The organism is Rathayibacter sp. VKM Ac-2759 (assembly GCF_009834225.1).
In the GTDB taxonomy this organism is placed as follows: domain Bacteria; phylum Actinomycetota; class Actinomycetes; order Actinomycetales; family Microbacteriaceae; genus Rathayibacter.
In genome coordinates, this window is sequence record NZ_CP047176.1 from 433,025 (window position 1) to 449,378 (window position 16,354).

The following is a 16,354-nucleotide window of genomic DNA, read 5'->3' on the forward strand; positions in this document are numbered from 1 at the left end:
CTCAGCGCGCCCCGAACTCGCGCAGCTTCGCGATCAGGTCCTCGATCAGCCAGCGGGTGTCGAACGCCTCGCAGACGCGGATCGGGTGCGGGCCGGCGGTCGGCAGCAGGTCGCCGGAGGTCGAGAAGCGCGGGGCGGGGCGCGAGCGCCAGCGGCCGCCCGCCGGGTTCATCACCGCGCCGATCGCGGGGCTGTCGCCGAGCGAGCGGAAGTCGAGCGGACCGTAGTCGATGGTGTCGTTGAAGGCGATGAGCTGGTCGACGAGGTAGTCGGCGAGCGGGCTGGTCCCGCCGAGCCGGGTCCGCAGCTCCGCGTGGCCGATGCCGACCATCGAGTAGACCGGCATCGGGATCTGCCAGAGGGCGACTCCCGAGGCCATGACGACGTTCGCGGCCGCGACGTCGTTGATGAGGTTGAACTCGGGGTGGTACGACGGGATCTCGTCGTAGGGAGGGCCGCCGACCCAGACCACGACGACGTCGCGGGAGGCGATCGAGGGCTCCTCGAGGAGCGCCGAGGCCACGTCGGTCAGCGGGCCGAGCACCGCGATCCACAGGCGGCCGGCGTCGCGGAGGGCCTCGTCGACGATCAGGCGGGAGCCGTCGGAGGGGGCGGCCGTCCGCTCGTCGGGGAGCGGGTCGGCCGAGCCGTCGAGGACCGGCGCCGGGACTCCGGAGAGGCCCACCGTGCGATCGATCTCCCGGCGCGAGGCGTCGCGGCTGCCGGGGCCGCCGAAGTGGGCCGAGACGAGACCGCGGATGTCGAGGGTGGTGGTCAGCAGGGCCTGGACGATCGCGAACTGGTCGTCGGCCTCGTTGGCGGCATCGGTGCTGACGATCAGCCGGTGCGGCCGCGGCGGGGTCATGCCGACTCCCGCTGGACGAGGGTGGTGGCGAGGATCGGCTGGCGGTCGACCTCGCGGCCCTGCACGACGGCGAGCACCGTCTCGGCGGCGACGCGCCCCATGTCCTCGAGCGGCTGCCGGACGGTCGTGAGCGTCGGATCGGAGGTGGTCGCGACCACGACGTCGTCGAAGCCGACGACCGAGACGTCGGCGGGCACGCGGCGGCCCGACGCCTGCAGCACGCGGATCGCGCCGTTGGCCATCAGGTCGGAGGAGGCGAAGACGCCGTCGAGATCGGGGTGGCGCTGCAGGAGGCGCGCCATCGCGGCCGAGCCGCTCTCGAGGGTGAACTCGCCGTGCACGATCGGGCTGTGGTCGATGCCCAGCTCGGAGAGCTCGTCCCGCCAGCCCCGGATGCGGTCGCGCGCCGGCTCCATGTCGTGCGGGCCGGCGATGATGCCCAGGCGGCGCCGCCCCGCGTCGGCCAGGGCGCGCGCGGCCAGCCTGCCGCCTCCGTAGTTGTCGGAGTCGACGACGATCGCGTCGGGCGCGAGCGCGACGCGGGGGCGGCCGACCCAGGCGATCGGGACGGGGGAGTCGACGAGCGCCTGAGCGAGGTGCGTGATCTCGTGCTGCAGGATGATGATCGCTCCGTCGACCGCGCGCGAGCGCAGGAACTTGGGGATGCGGTCGCCGTCGTCGTGATCGGCGGGCAGGAGGACGGGCTGGACCTCGCCGGCGTAGAGCCCCTTGGCGGCGCCCTTCAGCACCGAGGTGAAGAACGTGCCGGTGAGGCTGTCGAGCTCGTTGAACGCGACGATGAGGGCGATCGCTCCCGCCCGGCCGCCGCGGAGCATCCGTGCGGCGCTGTTGGCCTCGTAGCCGAGCTGCTTGGCGGCGTGCTCGACCGCGGCCGACATCCGCACGTCGACGTTCGTGCCGCCCGCGAGAACGCGCGCGGCCGTGGCGCGTGAGACGCCCGCCGCCTGGGCGACGTCCACCAGCGTGGGTCGAGACATGCTGCTTCCTTCTGAACGAGGAGTGCGGGCGAGGCGCGGCGGGGCGCCGTGACCTCGATCTCCAGATTCCCACGGGGAGGACTCCCCGCGGGCCGATCGCGTCCGATTTGCGAAACTTCCCTTGAATACTAGGGGAGATCGATATCTCACGTCGCGGTAACGAGTCGCGTTCGTCGCTTGCATGCGGCTCTCGAGGCGGCTACGGTGGCGCCCAAGAGATCGTTCTCTAGGAGCCCCGGGCTCCGAGGAATTCCAGCAGATCCCCGATGAAGAGGACTTGTCGTGACACGCAGCCTGATGCCCGCAGCAGCTCCTCCGAGCGCACCGCGTCGCCCGCACGCAGCAGTCGACCTCTGATCCTCCGCGGAGTCGGCGCGAACCCGCACCGCCTCCGCCACCTCACCGGCCGGGACCACCCGCTCCCCGCTCCGAGGCCCTCCTCGTCGATCCGTCGATCGACCCGTATTTCCATGCCCCTCATCGCTTCCCGCTCGCTGCTGAGCGGGGCCGCACATCCCGATACATCAAGGAGACACTGCAGTGACGCACACGAACCTCTTCCAGCGCTCGGCCTTCACGCGCCGCGGATTCATCTCGGTCGCCGGTGGCACGCTCGCCGTCGCCACCCTCGCCGCATGCTCGGGCGGCGGCGGCTCGACGAGCGACGACCCGAACGCCGAGGTCGCCTTCTGGTCGTACACCGGCATCAACGCCAAGGACAACGTCGCCGAGTACCTCGCGAAGATGCCCGACGCGAAGGTCAAGCTGACCGAGGTCGGCAGCACCGTCGAGACGGCGACCGCCCTCACCGCCGCGCTCGCCGGCGGCAAGGTCCCCGACCTCGTCATGATCCAGAACGACGACCTGCCCCAGTTCGTCGCCAACCCGGGCAACTTCCTCGACCTCCGCACGCTCGGCGGCGACGACGTCGCCGACGCGTACCTCGACTGGGCTGCGTCCGCCGCGACCGCCGAGGACGGCTCCGTCGTCGCGATCCCGACCGACGTCGGCGGGCTCGGCTTCGCCTACCGCGCCGACCTCTTCGAGCAGGCCGGACTGCCGACCGATCCCGCCGAGGTCGCCGCGATGTGGAGCGACTGGGACGCCTTCATCGCCATGGGCGAGAAGTACACGGCCGCGACCGGCAAGCCGTTCGTCGACAACATCGAGACCAGCGTCTTCTTCTCGACCGTCAACCAGGTCTCCGAGAAGTACTACTCGCCCGACGGCGAGGTCGTCTACGACTCGAACCCGCAGGTCGAGGAGGCGTTCAAGGTCGCCGTCGACACCTACGACGCGGGCATCAGCGCCGGCATCGCCGCCTGGTCCTCCGGCTGGGCTCCCGGCCGCGCGAACGGCGCCTTCGCGGTGACCATCGCCCCGTCGTGGATCCTCTCGGGCATCAAGACCGACGCCCCCGACACCGCGGGCAACTGGCGCGTCGCGAGCGTCCCCGGAGTCGGCGGCAACTGGGGCGGCAGCGTCATCGCGATCCCCGCCCGCGCCGCGAACCCCGAGGCCGCCTGGCAGTACATCAAGACGATGATGTCGGCCGAGGGTCAGACCGACCACTTCTCGCAGTCGGGCACCTTCCCCGCCGCGAAGGACGCCGTGAGCAGCGACACCGTCCGCGCGTACACCGACCCCTTCTTCGGCGACTCGAAGATCGGCGAGGTCATGGCCACCTCGGTCGAGCAGTTCCCCTCCTTCTACAACGGCCCCGACACGACCGCCATCAACGGTGCGCTGCTCAACACGCTCGTCGAGCTGGAGTCGGGCAACGTCACCTCCGACAAGGCGTGGAGCACCGCGCTCGACACGGCCAAGCAGGCCATCGGCGGCTGATCGCCCCACCCACCCGAGTGGCCCGGCGCGACCAGCGCCGGGCCACCTCTTCGACGGAGGTTCCCCACGTGTCAACGGCGACAGCCACAGTCCGACCCGGGCAGCGCAAGCAGCCCAAGGCGCCGATCCAGAAGGCGATGCGGATCCGCAACTCGCTCTCGGAGCAGATCGCGCCCTACGCGTACATCGCGCCCTTCTTCCTCATCTTCATCGTCTTCGGGCTCTTCCCGCTCCTCTTCACGTTCTACGTGTCGCTGTTCGACTGGAACCCGATCGGCGAGCAGACGTTCGTCGGCTTCAAGAACTTCGAGATGCTCTTCCAGGACGGCCGCTTCTGGAACGCCCTGCTGAACACCTTCGGCATCTTCCTCATCTCGACGATCCCGCAGCTGCTCTTCGCGCTGTTCCTGGCGCACCTGCTGAATCACGCGCGACTGCGCTGGGCGAACTTCTTCCGCATGGCGCTGCTGGTGCCCTACATCACCTCCGTCGCCGCGACCGCGATCGTCTTCGCGCAGATCTTCGACAAGAACTTCGGGCTCATCAACTGGGTCCTGAGTCTGTTCGGGCTGCCGTCGGTCAACTTCCTCGCGACGAACTACGGCTCGTGGATCCTGATCTCGGCGATGGTCTTCTGGCGGTGGTTCGGCTACAACACGCTGCTCTACCTGGCCGGCCTGCAGTCGCTGCCGCGCGAGATGTTCGAGGCGGCCTCGGTCGACGGAGCGTCGAGCTGGCAGCAGTTCCGGCACCTCACGATCCCGGCGCTGCGCCCGATCATCGTCTTCACGGTGATCATGTCGACGATCGGCGGTCTGCAGATCTTCACGGAGCCGTTGCTCGCCTCCCCCGAATCGGGGCTCACCTGCGGGGCCGGGCGGCAGTGCCAGACCCTCGCGCTGTTCCTCTACGAGCAGGGCTTCAGCCAGTTCAAGTTCGGCTACGGCTCCGCGATCGGCGTGGTGCTCTTCGTGATCGTCGTCGTCGTCTCGCTGATCAACTTCTACCTCTCCACCCGTACCCGGAAGGCGGCCGTCTGATGTCCGATGTGATCGATCAGGCCGTTCCGCAGGCCCTCGCCCCGACGGTGTCCTCCGCGAAGCCGCCCCGGCGCCGCGGCAAGGGCGGCGGAGTCGGCTGGCCGTCGTACGTGTTCCTCGGCCTCGCCGTGGTCGTCTCGGTGTTCCCGCTCTACTACATGTTCGTCGTCGCGTCCGTGGGAGCCACGGCCGTCACGTCGATCCCGCCGCGCCTGTACCCGGGCACGAACTTCATGGCCGTCGCCGAGAAGGTCTTCGACACGGTGCCGTTCATCGCCTCGCTCGTGAACAGCGCGTTCGTGTCGCTCACGGTCGCCGTCCTCTCGGCGATCCTCTGCGCGATGGCGGGCTTCGCGTTCGCCAAGCTGCAGTTCCCCGGGCGCAACGTCCTGTTCCTCATCGTCCTGCTGACGATGACGGTGCCCGCGCAGCTCAGCGTGATCCCGCAGTACCTGATCGTGTCGTGGCTCGGCTGGGTCGACACGCTGCAGGCGATCATCGTGCCCGGGCTCGCGAGCGCCTTCGGCATCTTCTGGATGCGCCAGCACATGTCGACGACGGTCAGCGACGAGCTGATCCAGGCCGCGCGCATCGATGGTGCGAACTCGTGGCAGCTGTTCTGGCGGATCGCGTTCCCGGTCGTCCGGCCGGCCGCGTTCGTGCTGGGGCTGATCACCTTCACGGCGGTCTGGAACGACTTCATGTGGCCGTTCATCGTGCTGAAGTCGCCGGAGCTCTTCACCGTGCAGATCGCGCTCAAGCAGCTCCAGGCCAACCGCTCGATCGACGTCGCGCTGGCGATGGGCGGATCGTTCATGGCCACGCTGCCGCTGCTGATCGCCTTCTTCTTCGTCGGCCGCCGCATGGTGTCGGGGATCATGGACGGGGCGTTCAAGGGCTGATGCTGCACAACGCCGTCACCACGCCGCCCGGGAGCAGCCCGCCGGGGCTGGGGTGGCGGGACAGCACTCTGCCTCCGGCCGAGCGCGCCCGCCTGCTGACCCTCGAGCTGACGCTCGAGGAGAAGGCCGCCCAGCTCGGCTCGATCTGGCTCACCGACTCCGCCGACGACTTCGCCCCGAAGCTCGAGGGCGGGCCGGAGGTGGCCGCCGACCCGTTCGACGGCGGCCTCGGCCAGCTCACCCGGGTCTTCGGCACCGAGCCGGTCACGGTCGCGGAGGGGGTCCGCCGCCTCCGCGAGCTGCAGGAGCGGGTCGTCCGCTCCCAGCGGCTCGGGATCCCCGCGATCGCGCACGAGGAGTGCCTCACCGGCCTCGCGGCGTACGGCGCCACCGCGTTCCCGACTCCGCTGGCCTGGGCCGCGACGTTCGACGAGGACCTCGTCGGCGAGATGGCGGAGGCGATCGGCTCGGACATGCGCGCCCTCGGCATCCACCAGGGGCTCGCGCCGGTCGTCGACGTGGTGAAGGACTACCGCTGGGGCCGCGTCGAGGAGACGCTCGGCGAGGACCCGTACCTGGTGTCGCAGCTCGGCGCGGCCTACGTGGCCGGGCTCGAGGGCGCCGGGATCATCTCGACGCTCAAGCACTTCGCCGGCTACGCCGCCTCCCGCGGCGCCCGCAACCACGCTCCGGTGAGCATGGGGGCGCGCGAGTTCGCCGACACGGTGCTGCCTCCGTTCGAGGCGGCGCTGCGGCACGGGGGCGCACGCAGCGTCATGACGTCGTACACGGATGTCGACGGGGTGCCGAGCAGCTCGAACCGCCACCTGCTGACGGGCATCCTGCGCGAGCAGTGGGGTTTCGAGGGCACCGTGGTCGCCGACTACTGGGCCGTGCCGTTCCTGCACGCGATGCACCACGTCGCATCCGACACGGCCGACGCGGGGCGCCTCGCGCTGCGGGCGGGCCTCGACGTCGAGCTGCCGACGACGGCCGCGTACGGGCAGCTGCCGCGACTCGTCCGCGAGGGGGTCGTCGACGAGCGCGACCTCGACCGCTCCGTCGAGCGCCACCTCCGCCACAAGTTCGAGGCCGGGCTCCTCGACGGTGCGCCGCTCGTGCCCCCGGGCGCCGAGAGCGTCGACCTCGACAGCCCGCGCAACCGGGCGATCTCGGCGCGGCTGGCCGAGGAGTCGGTGGTGCTGCTGCGCGACGACGACGCCCTCGCGCTGCTCGCCTCCGGGACCGTCGCGGTCGTCGGGCCCGCGGCGGATCAGTTCCGGAGCCTCATCGGCTGCTACGCGTTCCCCAACCACGTGCTCTCCAAGCACCCCGGACACGATCTCGGGATCGAGATCCCGACCCTGCTCACGGCGCTCCGCCAGGAACTCGGCGAGGAGCGGGTGCGCTTCGCGGTCGGCGGCGCGATCACCTCCGACGACGCCTCGGCTCTGCCCGAGGCCCTCTCGGCGGTGCGCGGGAGCGATGTCGCCGTGGTCGTGGTGGGCGACATCGCCGGGCTCTTCGGCGACGGCACCTCGGGCGAGGGCTGCGACGCGGCCGACCTCCGGCTGCCGGGCTCGCAGGAGGCCCTCGTCGAGGCCGTGCTCGAGACGGGAGTGCCGACGATCCTGGTCGTGCTGTCGGGCCGGCCCTACGCCCTGGGCGCGTTCGACGCGGCGCGCGGCGTCGTGCAGGCGTTCTTCCCCGGAGCCGACGGAGCCGCGGCGGTCGCCGGCGTGCTCTCGGGCCGCGTCGCGCCGACGGGGCGGCTGCCGGTGCAGATCCCGCGCCACCCGTCCGCGTCCACGACCTACCTGCAGCCGTCGCTCGGGCGCTCGAACCCCGGCATCTCGGCGCTCGACACCACTCCTCTGCACCCGTTCGGCTTCGGGCTGACCCGCGGCGACATCGTCTACGAGTCGCTCGACGCGCCCGCGACGCTCAGCACCGAGGGGTCGCTCGACGCCGTGGTGACGATCCGCAACGACGCGGAGGCGAGCGTCGAGATCGTGCAGCTGTACATGACGTTCCCGTCGGCGCCGATCGTGCGCCCCGCCGCCCAGCTGCTGGGATACGCGCGCGTGAGAGTCGGCGCGGGCGAGCGGCTGAGCGTGCACTTCCACGTCGACGCCGCGCGACTGGCGGCGACGGGGGAGGACGGCGCGCTCGCCGTCGAGCCGGGACCGCTGCGGCTCGTCGCCGGAGCGTCGGCCGCCGACGCCGCGGCCACCGCCGACGTGCGCATCGTCGGCGATCGGCGTCCGCTCGCGGAACGCGCGCTGCGCACTCCGTGGTCGGTCGTCTCCGAGGGGACCGGGGACGACTGACGCGGCGCCCTCGGGGGAGGGGCTCGGGGGCGCGGCGCCGTGCGGTGCCGCGCCCCCGGTAGCGCCGTCCGGGCGGATCGCAAGGGCCCTGTGCGGCTCGGCGCGCTCACCTAGCGTGAGAAGCACCTCGCCCCGGCGAGGACCATCCTTCGAAGGAGAGACATGCCCGCACTGACCGATACCTTCACCCTGTCCAACGGCGTCGAGATCCCGAGGATCGGCTTCGGCACCTGGCAGATCGAGGACGGACCCGACGCCTACGACGCGGTCACCACGGCCCTCGCGACCGGCTACCGCCACCTCGACACCGCCCGCGGCTACGGCAACGAGGCCAGCGTCGCCCGCGCGCTCCGCGACAGCGGCGTGCCCCGCGACGAGGTCTTCATCACGACCAAGCTGCCCGCCGAGGTCAAGGACTACGAGGGCGCGAAGGCCAGCTTCGAGACGACGATGGCCGCACTCGAGCTCGACTACGTCGACCTCTACCTCATCCACGCGCCGTGGCCGTGGTCGGACATGGGATCGGACCACCGCGACGGCAACATCGCGGCGTGGAAGGCGATGGAGGAGATCTACGAGGCGGGCCGCTCGCGCGCGATCGGCGTCTCGAACTTCGCCGTCGCCGACCTCGAGTCGCTGACCGCCGCGACCGATGTCGTGCCGCACGCGAACCAGATCCGCTGGTTCGTCGGCAACACCCAGGACGAGACGACGGCGTACTGCCGCGAGCGCGGCATCCTCGTCGAGGGCTACTCGCCGCTCGCGACCGGCGGGCTCCTCGAGAACTCCGACATCGCCGGGATCGCCGCCGGCTACGGCAAGTCCGTCGCGCAGCTGTGCATCCGCTACCTGCTCGAGAAGGACGTGCTGCCGCTGCCGAAGTCGACGACGCCCTCGCGCATCGCCGAGAACGCCGACGTCGACTTCACCATCTCACCCGACGACCTCGCGGTCCTCGACGCCCTGGTCGACACGGAGTCCTGAGTCGGAGCTGCTCCACTCCGCAGAAGTTGTCGTACTCGGTGCTCGAGTACGACAACTTCTGCGTTGTGGGCGAGCGGAAGTGGTGAGGGATCAGGAGTCGAAGCGCAGGAGGCGCACGCCGTGGGGCTCCACCTCGAGGGGCACGGCGCCGTCGACGACGTCGAGGGGTGCGCCGCTCCAGACGTCGACCGGGGTGCCGGTCACGCCGAGGTCGGCGAGGTGCGCCCTCAGCGAGGTCCGGGCCGCGCCCAGCCAGAACACGGCGCGCCACTGCGTCGCGCCGCGGGACGCCGCCCAGACGACGAGATCGCCGTCACGCACGATCTCGCGGCTGGAGTCGCTGCCGAGCAGGGCGAGCACGTCGTCGTTCGTGAGCAGCGCGAGGGTGTCGTCCGGAGTGTCGGGCAGGTGACCGCCGAACATCAGTGGTGAGCGCATCAGGCACCAGAGCGTCATCAGCGTGCGCTGCTCGGCCGCGGTGAAGCGCGACAGCCGGTCCTCGCCGACGTGCGCGCGGATCCCGATGCGGCCGAGCGGCAGCATGTCGGCGTCGGCCCAGGCGCCGAGGCGCTGGTGCGGCGCCCAGCGCGCGGCCCGCTGGAACTGCTCGAGCAGCGCCGACCAGTCGTCCCAGAAGTCGTCCGAGATCCGCCAGAGCTGGGCGTTCGCGCGCAGCACCTCGAGGTTCTCGAGGGAGAGCTGCTTGCCGGGCGAGAGGCTCAGCGTCATCGGCCGCCCGGAGGCGTCGATCGCGCGCGAGATCGCGGCGATCTCGTCGGCCTGGATCGGCGGGTAGAGCACGTCGTCGAGCTTGATGAAGTCGACGCCCCAGGCGGCCAGCTGCGCCAGCACGGAGTCGTAGTACTCCTGCGCTCCCGGGGCGCTCATGTCGACGCCGTAGTTGTCGGGGTTCCAGGGGCAGACGTTCCCGCGGTCGGCGATGTCGGCGCAGGTCGCGTCGGAGCCGAGGATCGGGAGGCGCTCTTCGACCGCTCGCCGCGGCACGCCCCGCATCAGGTGCACCCCGAAGCGCAGGCCCAGCGCGTGCACGCGGGCGGCGAGCGCGGTGAAGCCGCCCTCGGCGGCCGACGGGAACCGGCCGACGGCGGGCTGCGGGCGGCCCCACGCGTCGAGCACCGGCTCCGACACCTCCTGGTAGTCGCTCATGCCGGGGTTCGGCTCGTACCACTGGATGTCGACGACGACCGTGTCCCAGCCGTGCGGCAGCAGGTGCTCGGCCAGGTACTCGGCGTTCGCGAGCACCTCGGCCTCGGTGACGGAGGCGCCGAAGCAGTCCCAGCTGTTCCAGCCCATCGGCGGGCGGAGCGCGGTGCGCACGCGGTCGGCCCTCATGCGGAGGCTCCCGGCGCTTCGCGGATCACGAGCGCGGCGATCGACCACGCCGGCACGTCGACCCGCAGCTCGTCCGTCCCGCTCAGCACGGACTCGACGCGGCGCAGCGGCGACGGCTCGAACGCGGCGCCCGCGAGGGGGTCGCCGCCCTCGAGCAGCACGGCGTCGGCGGCCAGCGGGCCGGCGAGTCCGGCGACGCGCGCCGACACCGCGGCGCCGCCTCCGTTGACGATCGTCACGACGGTCTCGGCACCCCGGGCGGTCGCCCCGACCGCCACCTCGCGGTACGGGCGGCGGTCGTCGACGTGGTCGTGCACCAGCACGCCGTCGTGCCGCACGGTGAGGCGGGAGCCGTCGCGCTCGATCTCGATGCGCCGCGGCACACCGGTCTGCACGCCCTCGAAGATGTACGGGCCGTCGACCTCGTCACCGAAGCCGTCGTCGCGTCGCGACAGGATCAGCGAGCGGTTGCGCCAGCTGCCGACGATCACCTCGTGGCTGGTGCCGGAGGCGGGGTCGCCGAGGACGACGTCGAAGCCCTCGACGCCGCCGCGGCGCGTGGCCGTGAAAGCGAGGGAGCGGGTCTCGGGCGGGATCGCGAGGAGCGCCTCCGGGTGCTCGTCGTCGACGACGACATCGGGCAGCGCGACGCCGTCGGCGACGATGCCGGTGAACGCGGTCCGCGCGCCGGGAGATCGCAGCACAGCGGGCCCGAGGCGCGGCTCGGGCTGCTCGCGCCTCGCGTCTCCCGAGACGCTCACCGGCAGCACCCGGTCGCCGCGGTGCGCCGCGAAGAGGGCGTGCACGTCGTAAGCCGCCGAGCCCATCACCTCGTCGTCGGTGAAGTAGACCAGGTCGGGTGTCCACTGGGTCTCGCCGACGCGGGCGAGCAGCGGCGCGTACGACGCCATCCGCACCACGTCGGAGTTGCGCTCGAGGCCGATCATGTAGCCCGCCTCGGCCATCGCCGAGCGCACCGTCGAGCCGCGCGCCGCCCACTCGCCGAGGTACACGGCGGGGCCGGTGCGGTCGGCGGAGTCGTAGCGCTCGTGGTTCTGCCAGTGCCAGCGCGGCGTGCGGTAGCCGTGCTCGTCGACGAGGTCGATGTCGAGGCGGCGGGCGATCTCCCAGCCGGCCTCGAAGTCGCGGCCGAACGGCCACGGACCGGCGGTGCCGATCAGCGCGACCTCGGGATGCGCCTCCTGGAGCGCCTGCGAGATCTGCTCGAACCGCTCGGTGAACTGCGCGTCGATCGTGTCCTCGTTGCCGACGCCGAGCATCCGCAGACCGAACGGAGCCGGGTGCCCCGCCGCCGCGCGCACGGCGCCCCAGCGGGAGTCGACGTCGCCGTTGGCGTACTCGACGAGGTCGAGCACGTCCTGCACGTACTGCGGCATGCGTCCGATCGGGATCGCCTGCGCGCCGCCCGGCGTGTTCTGGCAGCTGACTCCGGCTGCGACGATCGGCAGCGGAGTCGCGCCGAGCGCCTCGCAGAGCAGGAAGTACTCGTGGTACCCGATCGCCATCGACTGGTGGTAGCCCCAGGTGTTCGGCAGCGGGCGGCGCTGCTCGCGCGGGCCGACCGTGGTCTTCCAGTGGTACATGTTGTCGAGCCCGAAGCCGTGGACGAGGCAGCCGCCGGGGAAGCGGACGAACGCCGGCTTCAGCGCGCGGAGGGTCTCGACGAGGTCGGGGCGGAAGAGGACCGGCTCGCCGCTCGCGTCGAGCGGCCGCAGCTCGACGAGGTCGACGTCGACTCCGCTGCCCTCGAGCACGAGGGAGGTGCGGTGGGCGTCGGGGGCCTGCAGGTCGGCCTCGATCACGCGCCATTCGGCGGTGAGCGGCAGATCGACCGCTCCCGCGCCGTCGAGTCGCGCGGAGAGACGGCCCTCCACCGATGCCGCCCGGGCCCGGAGACGCAGGCGCAGCGTCGGTGACGGCACGGGCATCCCGTCGTCGTTGTAGCCGCGGTTGACGAGAACGGCGTCCTCGAGCCGCACGTGCGTGGCGTTGGCCGAGCTGACGCCGTCGGCACTGCGCACCCGCACCTCGCCGGCGTCCACCGACCACGCCGTCAGCGGTCCCCAGCCGGGGCGGTCGGCGGGCCCGGCCTCGAAGTCGCCGTTCTGCACGAGGTCGGCGTTGAGCCCGCCGTCGAGCGCGAAGTTGATGTCCTCGAGGAACAGGCCCCAGAGATCCGGGCTCACCTCGCGACCGGTCGGGGCGCCGACGACGATGTCGATCCCGCTCACGCCAGCACCAGCGAGATCGTCGCGAACGAGTGCGGAGGCAGCGTCACGCGCAGCCCCGTCGCGGTCGTCTCGAAGTCGTCGAACGGCACCGGGCTCACCTCGTCGGCCGCGCCGGGGCGGTTGTGCGCGTCGGGCCGATCGGCGCTGAGGAGGCGGCCGGTCGCGTCGGCGACCGAGCCGCCGCGGAAGTCGAGCGCGATCTCGAGCGGTGCGTCGAGGTCGACGTTCGTGAGCGAGACGAGCACCCGGCCGTCCTTCGTGCTCGCGGAGGCGGAGGCGACCGGGATCGCGCGGCCGTCGACCTCGTGGGTCGGGCCCGAGAGCGTCGTCGGCAGCACGGTGGCCTCGTGGTGCCCCTTGTTCATCTCGAAGACGTGATAGGTCGGCGTCCGCACCATCTCGCCTCCGTCGGGGTCGGTCAGCAGCATCGCCTGCAGCACGTTCACCGTCTGCGCGATGTTGGCCATCGACAGCCGGTCGGCGAAGGAGTGGAACACGTCGAAGTGCCAGGCCGCCACCATCGCGTCGCGGATCGTGTTCTGCTGGAAGAGGAAGCCCGGGTGCGTGCCCGGCTCCACGTCCCACCAGGTGCCCCACTCGTCGAGCACCATGCCGTACGTCTTCTCGGGGTCGTAGACGTCCATCACGGCCGCGTGCGAGCGGAGGAGCTCCTCGATGCCCTGCGCGGCGACGATCGTGCTCCAGTAGGTCTCGGCATCGAAGTCGGTCGCGCTGCCCTTCGCCGACCAGCTGCCGCCGATCGTGTAGTAGTGCACCGAGATCGACTCCCACGGCACGGACGAGAAGGGGTGCCCGCCGATCTCGGGGATCACCTGCATCAGCGTCTCGGTCCACGCGGTGTCGGCTCCGTCGGCCCCCGCGGCGATGCGGTGCAGCGGAGTGTCGTTGCCGCTCTGGCAGAAGGTGCCGAACTGCCGCGCGAGGTCGGCGTAGGCGCCGGCGCGCATGTTGCCGCCGCAGCCCCAGGTCTCGTTGCCGAGCCCCCAGTAGCGGACGGTCCACGGCTCCTCGCGGCCGTTCGCCCGGCGGAGGTCGGCCATCGGGCTCTTCCCCGCGCCGGTGAGGTACTCGACCCAGTCGGCCATCTCCTGCACCGTGCCCGAGCCGATGTTGCCCGAGATGTACGCGTCGGCGCCGAGCAGCTCGCACAGCGCCATGAACTCGTGGGTGCCGAAGGAGTTGTCCTCGGCGACCCCGCCCCAGAGGGTGTTGATGAGTCCGGGGCGCTCGTCGCGCGGGCCGATGCCGTTGGTCCAGTGGTAGCGGTCGGCGAAGCAGCCGCCCGGCCAGCGGAGGTTCGGGATGTCGAGGGCCTTCAGCGCCTCGACGACGTCGAGCCGGATGCCGCCGACGTTCGGCACCGGCGAGTCCTCGCCGACCCAGAAGCCGTCGTAGATGCAGCGCCCCAGGTGCTCGGCGAAGTGGCCGTAGAGGTGCTTGCTGATGGTGGCGCCGGGACGGTCGAGGTCGACGGTGACGGTGGTGTTCACGAAGGACTCCGGTGTGATCGTGGTGGGTGGTGCTCGGGTGTCGTCGGGCTCAGGGGTGTCGTCGGGCTCAGGCGGTGCGGACGAGGCGCAGGACGAGCGCGCGGTCGCCGTGGAACGTGGGCAGCTCGAGGCCGGCCTCGCGCAGGAGGCTCCCCGAGTACGCGGGCGCGTCGTCGCCGCTGTCGAGCGCGGCCGTGCGCTCGAGCCAGCGGGGGCTCAGCCAGCCGGGGCCGAGCGAGCCGGGCCGTGCCGCCTCGATGCGGTAGCGCGCCTCGGGCAGCAGACCGGGGAGGCGGAGGCGGCGCCGCGAGTCCGCGGACAGCGTGGGCGTCATCACGGTGTAGAGCGCCTCCGACCCGTCGACGGCGACGACCCCGCGCAGCGACGGCGCGTCGGGGTCGAGGTCGCCGTCGCCGACGACCCGGCCGGTGGCCAGGAGCGAGCGGTGCTCCTTGAACGACGCGATCCAGGAGGCGAGGACCGTCTCCTCCTCGCCCGTGAGCTCGCGGATGTCCCACTCGATGCCGAAGTGCCCGAGGAAGGCGACCGCGCAGCGCGTGTGCAGATCGCTGGTGCGCCCGGTGACCGAGGAGACCGCGGAGGCGACGTGCGAGCCGAGCATCTCGGGCGGCACCAGCAGGCCCGTCCAGCGCAGCATCCGCACGCGGTCGAGCGGGTCCTGGTTGTCGGAGGTGTGCACCCGGTCGGTGCGCTCGAGGATCCCGAGGTCGACGCGGCCGCCGCCCGAGGCGCAGCTCTCGATCTCGAGCTCGGGGTGCCGCTCGCGCAGCTCGTCGAGGAGCCGGTAGAGCGCGAGGGTCTGCTCGTGCACGGCCGGCGCCCCCGTCGCCGGGTGGCCGGCGTCGATGAGGTCGCGGTTGTGGTCCCACTTGAGGTAGGCCACGTCGAGGTCGGCGACGAGTCCGTCGAGAACGCCGAGGATGTGCGCGTACGCGTCGGGGTTCGTCAGGTCGAGCACCTGCTGGTGGCGCCAGCGCGCGGGCAGCTCGGAGGCGCGGGCGCGGAGGATCCAGTCGGGGTGCGCGCGGGCGAGGTCCGAGTCCTCGTTGATCATCTCGGGCTCGACCCAGAGGCCGAACTCCATGCCGAGCGAGCGCACGTGCTCGGCGAGGGGGCCGAGCCCGTCGGGCCAGGCGACCGGGTCGGGAGTCCAGTCGCCGAGCCCCTTCGTGTCGGAGTCGCGACCGAGGAACCAGCCGTCGTCGAGCACGTACCGCTCGACTCCGAGGGCCGCCGCGCGGTCGGCGAGCTCGGCGAGGGTCGCGAAGTCCTGGTCGAAGTACACCGCCTCCCACACGTTGAGCGTGACCGGGCGCGGACGGCGCGACGAGCGGGAGCGCTCGCGGAGGAACGAGTGGTAGCGGGCGGCGGCCGCGTCGAGCCCCGCGCCGAACGAGCCGTAGACCCAGGGCGACTCGTAGCTCTCGCCGGCCGCGAGCCGCACCTCGCCCGGCAGCAGCAGCTCGCCGCCGCGGAAGGCCAGGAGCCCGTCGGTGCGCTCGACGGCGTGCTCGTGGTCGCCTCCGATGCCGACGTGGCAGAGCCAGACCTCCCCGGAGCCCGCGTCGAACCCGGGGGTGCCGATCGCGACGACGGTGGTCGCGTCGAGTCCGGTCCGCCCCCGGCGCGAGCTGCGCGAGTGCGTGCCCGTGACGATCGGGTGCCGCTGCGGGATCTTCTCGGTGCCCCAGCGGCCCGAGAAGTCGAGCACCTCGCGGGCCCGGGTCGGGATCCGCAGCGCCGGGTCGACGCCGATGACCTCGAGTCGATCGCCGCCGTCGTTGCGCACCGAGACGCGCGTTCGGAGGAGTCCCGAGGCAGTGAGATCGATCTCTAGAATCACCCCGATTCCGTGCTCGGCATCGCTCGCCTCGACCACCGCCCGACCCCCGGGACGCTGCGCGACCGCCCCCTCGGCGAGGGGCGCTCCGTCGACCGAGACCGACGAGACGGACAGTCGCGGCGACCAGGCGGCGCCCGCGCGGTGCACTCGCAGACCCGGCAGTCCACCCCATCCGGAGGTGTGCTCCGGCAGCAGGGAGGGCTCGTAGGGCACGTCGGAAACGCCGTCAATCCCCGTGCGCACCGCCGTTCCCGCGTATTCGATGAGGTCGGCGTCGCTCGCGCGGAGGCTCGGGCCCCAGTGGGCGAGGACGGGCAGCGAGTCTCCTGTCTGGGTGAGGACGGCGGACACGTCGGCACTGACGAGATGGATCACCCGCGAAGAAGGCATACGCACATTCATACCGTCGA

Annotated in this window: 11 protein-coding genes; 5 read left to right on the forward strand and 6 right to left on the reverse strand. The window is 71.8% G+C overall.

Annotated features, from left to right (window positions below; translation table 11 throughout):
* Position 1: 1 nt before the first annotated feature.
* Positions 2–865, reverse strand: coding sequence for a nucleoside hydrolase (locus tag GSU68_RS01995; protein WP_159905456.1), 864 nt, complete (start codon positions 863–865; stop codon positions 2–4).
* The gene (locus GSU68_RS02000) at positions 862–1,863 is read right to left on the reverse strand and encodes a LacI family DNA-binding transcriptional regulator (protein ID WP_159905457.1); all 1,002 of its coding nucleotides are present in this window, start codon (positions 1,861–1,863) and stop codon (positions 862–864) included. Before GSU68_RS02000 ends, GSU68_RS01995 begins: the two co-directional genes overlap by 4 nt.
* Positions 1,864–2,403: 540 nt before the next feature.
* Here GSU68_RS02000 and GSU68_RS02005 point away from each other — a divergent pair.
* From GSU68_RS02005 to GSU68_RS02025, 5 genes are all read left to right on the forward strand, one after another.
* A complete protein-coding gene (locus GSU68_RS02005; protein WP_159905458.1) occupies positions 2,404–3,708 on the forward strand; it encodes an extracellular solute-binding protein in 1,305 nt (434 codons plus the stop codon).
* Between the two features lie 68 nt (positions 3,709–3,776).
* Positions 3,777–4,748, forward strand: a complete 972-nt coding sequence (locus GSU68_RS02010) for a sugar ABC transporter permease (protein WP_244259361.1) — start codon at positions 3,777–3,779, stop codon at positions 4,746–4,748.
* A complete protein-coding gene (locus GSU68_RS02015; RefSeq protein WP_159905459.1) occupies positions 4,748–5,650 on the forward strand; it encodes a carbohydrate ABC transporter permease in 903 nt (300 codons plus the stop codon). Before GSU68_RS02010 ends, GSU68_RS02015 begins: the two co-directional genes overlap by 1 nt.
* Positions 5,650–7,980: a glycoside hydrolase family 3 N-terminal domain-containing protein gene (locus GSU68_RS02020; protein ID WP_159905460.1), complete on the forward strand. Its 2,331-nt coding sequence runs from the start codon at positions 5,650–5,652 to the stop codon at positions 7,978–7,980. Before GSU68_RS02015 ends, GSU68_RS02020 begins: the two co-directional genes overlap by 1 nt.
* Positions 7,981–8,142: 162 nt before the next feature.
* On the forward strand, positions 8,143–8,964 hold the full coding sequence (locus GSU68_RS02025) for an aldo/keto reductase (protein ID WP_159905461.1): 822 nt from the start codon (positions 8,143–8,145) through the stop codon (positions 8,962–8,964).
* A 90-nt stretch (positions 8,965–9,054) separates the two neighbouring features.
* Here GSU68_RS02025 and GSU68_RS02030 read toward each other — a convergent pair whose 3' ends face one another.
* The 4 genes from GSU68_RS02030 to GSU68_RS02045 all read right to left on the reverse strand — a co-directional run bounded on the left by GSU68_RS02030 (position 9,055) and on the right by GSU68_RS02045 (position 16,295).
* Positions 9,055–10,317 carry a glycoside hydrolase family 27 protein gene (locus GSU68_RS02030; protein ID WP_244259362.1) on the reverse strand — a complete coding sequence of 421 codons (1,263 nt, stop codon included), beginning with the start codon at positions 10,315–10,317 and terminating at the stop codon, positions 9,055–9,057.
* On the reverse strand, positions 10,314–12,569 hold the full coding sequence (locus GSU68_RS02035) for an alpha-L-arabinofuranosidase C-terminal domain-containing protein (protein ID WP_159905462.1): 2,256 nt from the start codon (positions 12,567–12,569) through the stop codon (positions 10,314–10,316). The genes GSU68_RS02030 and GSU68_RS02035 overlap by 4 nt, the downstream gene beginning before the upstream one ends.
* The gene (locus tag GSU68_RS02040) at positions 12,566–14,080 is read right to left on the reverse strand and encodes an alpha-L-arabinofuranosidase C-terminal domain-containing protein (RefSeq protein ID WP_159905463.1); all 1,515 of its coding nucleotides are present in this window, start codon (positions 14,078–14,080) and stop codon (positions 12,566–12,568) included. Before GSU68_RS02040 ends, GSU68_RS02035 begins: the two co-directional genes overlap by 4 nt.
* A gap of 67 nt (positions 14,081–14,147) precedes the next feature.
* The gene (locus GSU68_RS02045) at positions 14,148–16,295 is read right to left on the reverse strand and encodes an alpha-galactosidase (RefSeq protein WP_208544630.1); all 2,148 of its coding nucleotides are present in this window, start codon (positions 16,293–16,295) and stop codon (positions 14,148–14,150) included.
* Between the last annotated feature and the right edge of the window lie 59 nt (positions 16,296–16,354).

Excerpts from the sequence above, each read along its gene's own strand:
- GSU68_RS01995 (WP_159905456.1), bottom strand. The coding sequence starts at position 865 with ATGACCCCGCCGCGGCCGCACCGGCTGATCGTCAGCACCGATGCCGCC.
- GSU68_RS02000 (WP_159905457.1), bottom strand. The coding sequence starts at position 1,863 with ATGTCTCGACCCACGCTGGTGGACGTCGCCCAGGCGGCGGGCGTCTCA.
- GSU68_RS02015 (WP_159905459.1), top strand. The coding sequence starts at position 4,748 with ATGTCCGATGTGATCGATCAGGCCGTTCCGCAGGCCCTCGCCCCGACG.
- GSU68_RS02020 (WP_159905460.1), top strand. The coding sequence starts at position 5,650 with ATGCTGCACAACGCCGTCACCACGCCGCCCGGGAGCAGCCCGCCGGGG.
- GSU68_RS02025 (WP_159905461.1), top strand. The coding sequence starts at position 8,143 with ATGCCCGCACTGACCGATACCTTCACCCTGTCCAACGGCGTCGAGATC.
- GSU68_RS02030 (WP_244259362.1), bottom strand. The coding sequence starts at position 10,317 with ATGAGGGCCGACCGCGTGCGCACCGCGCTCCGCCCGCCGATGGGCTGG.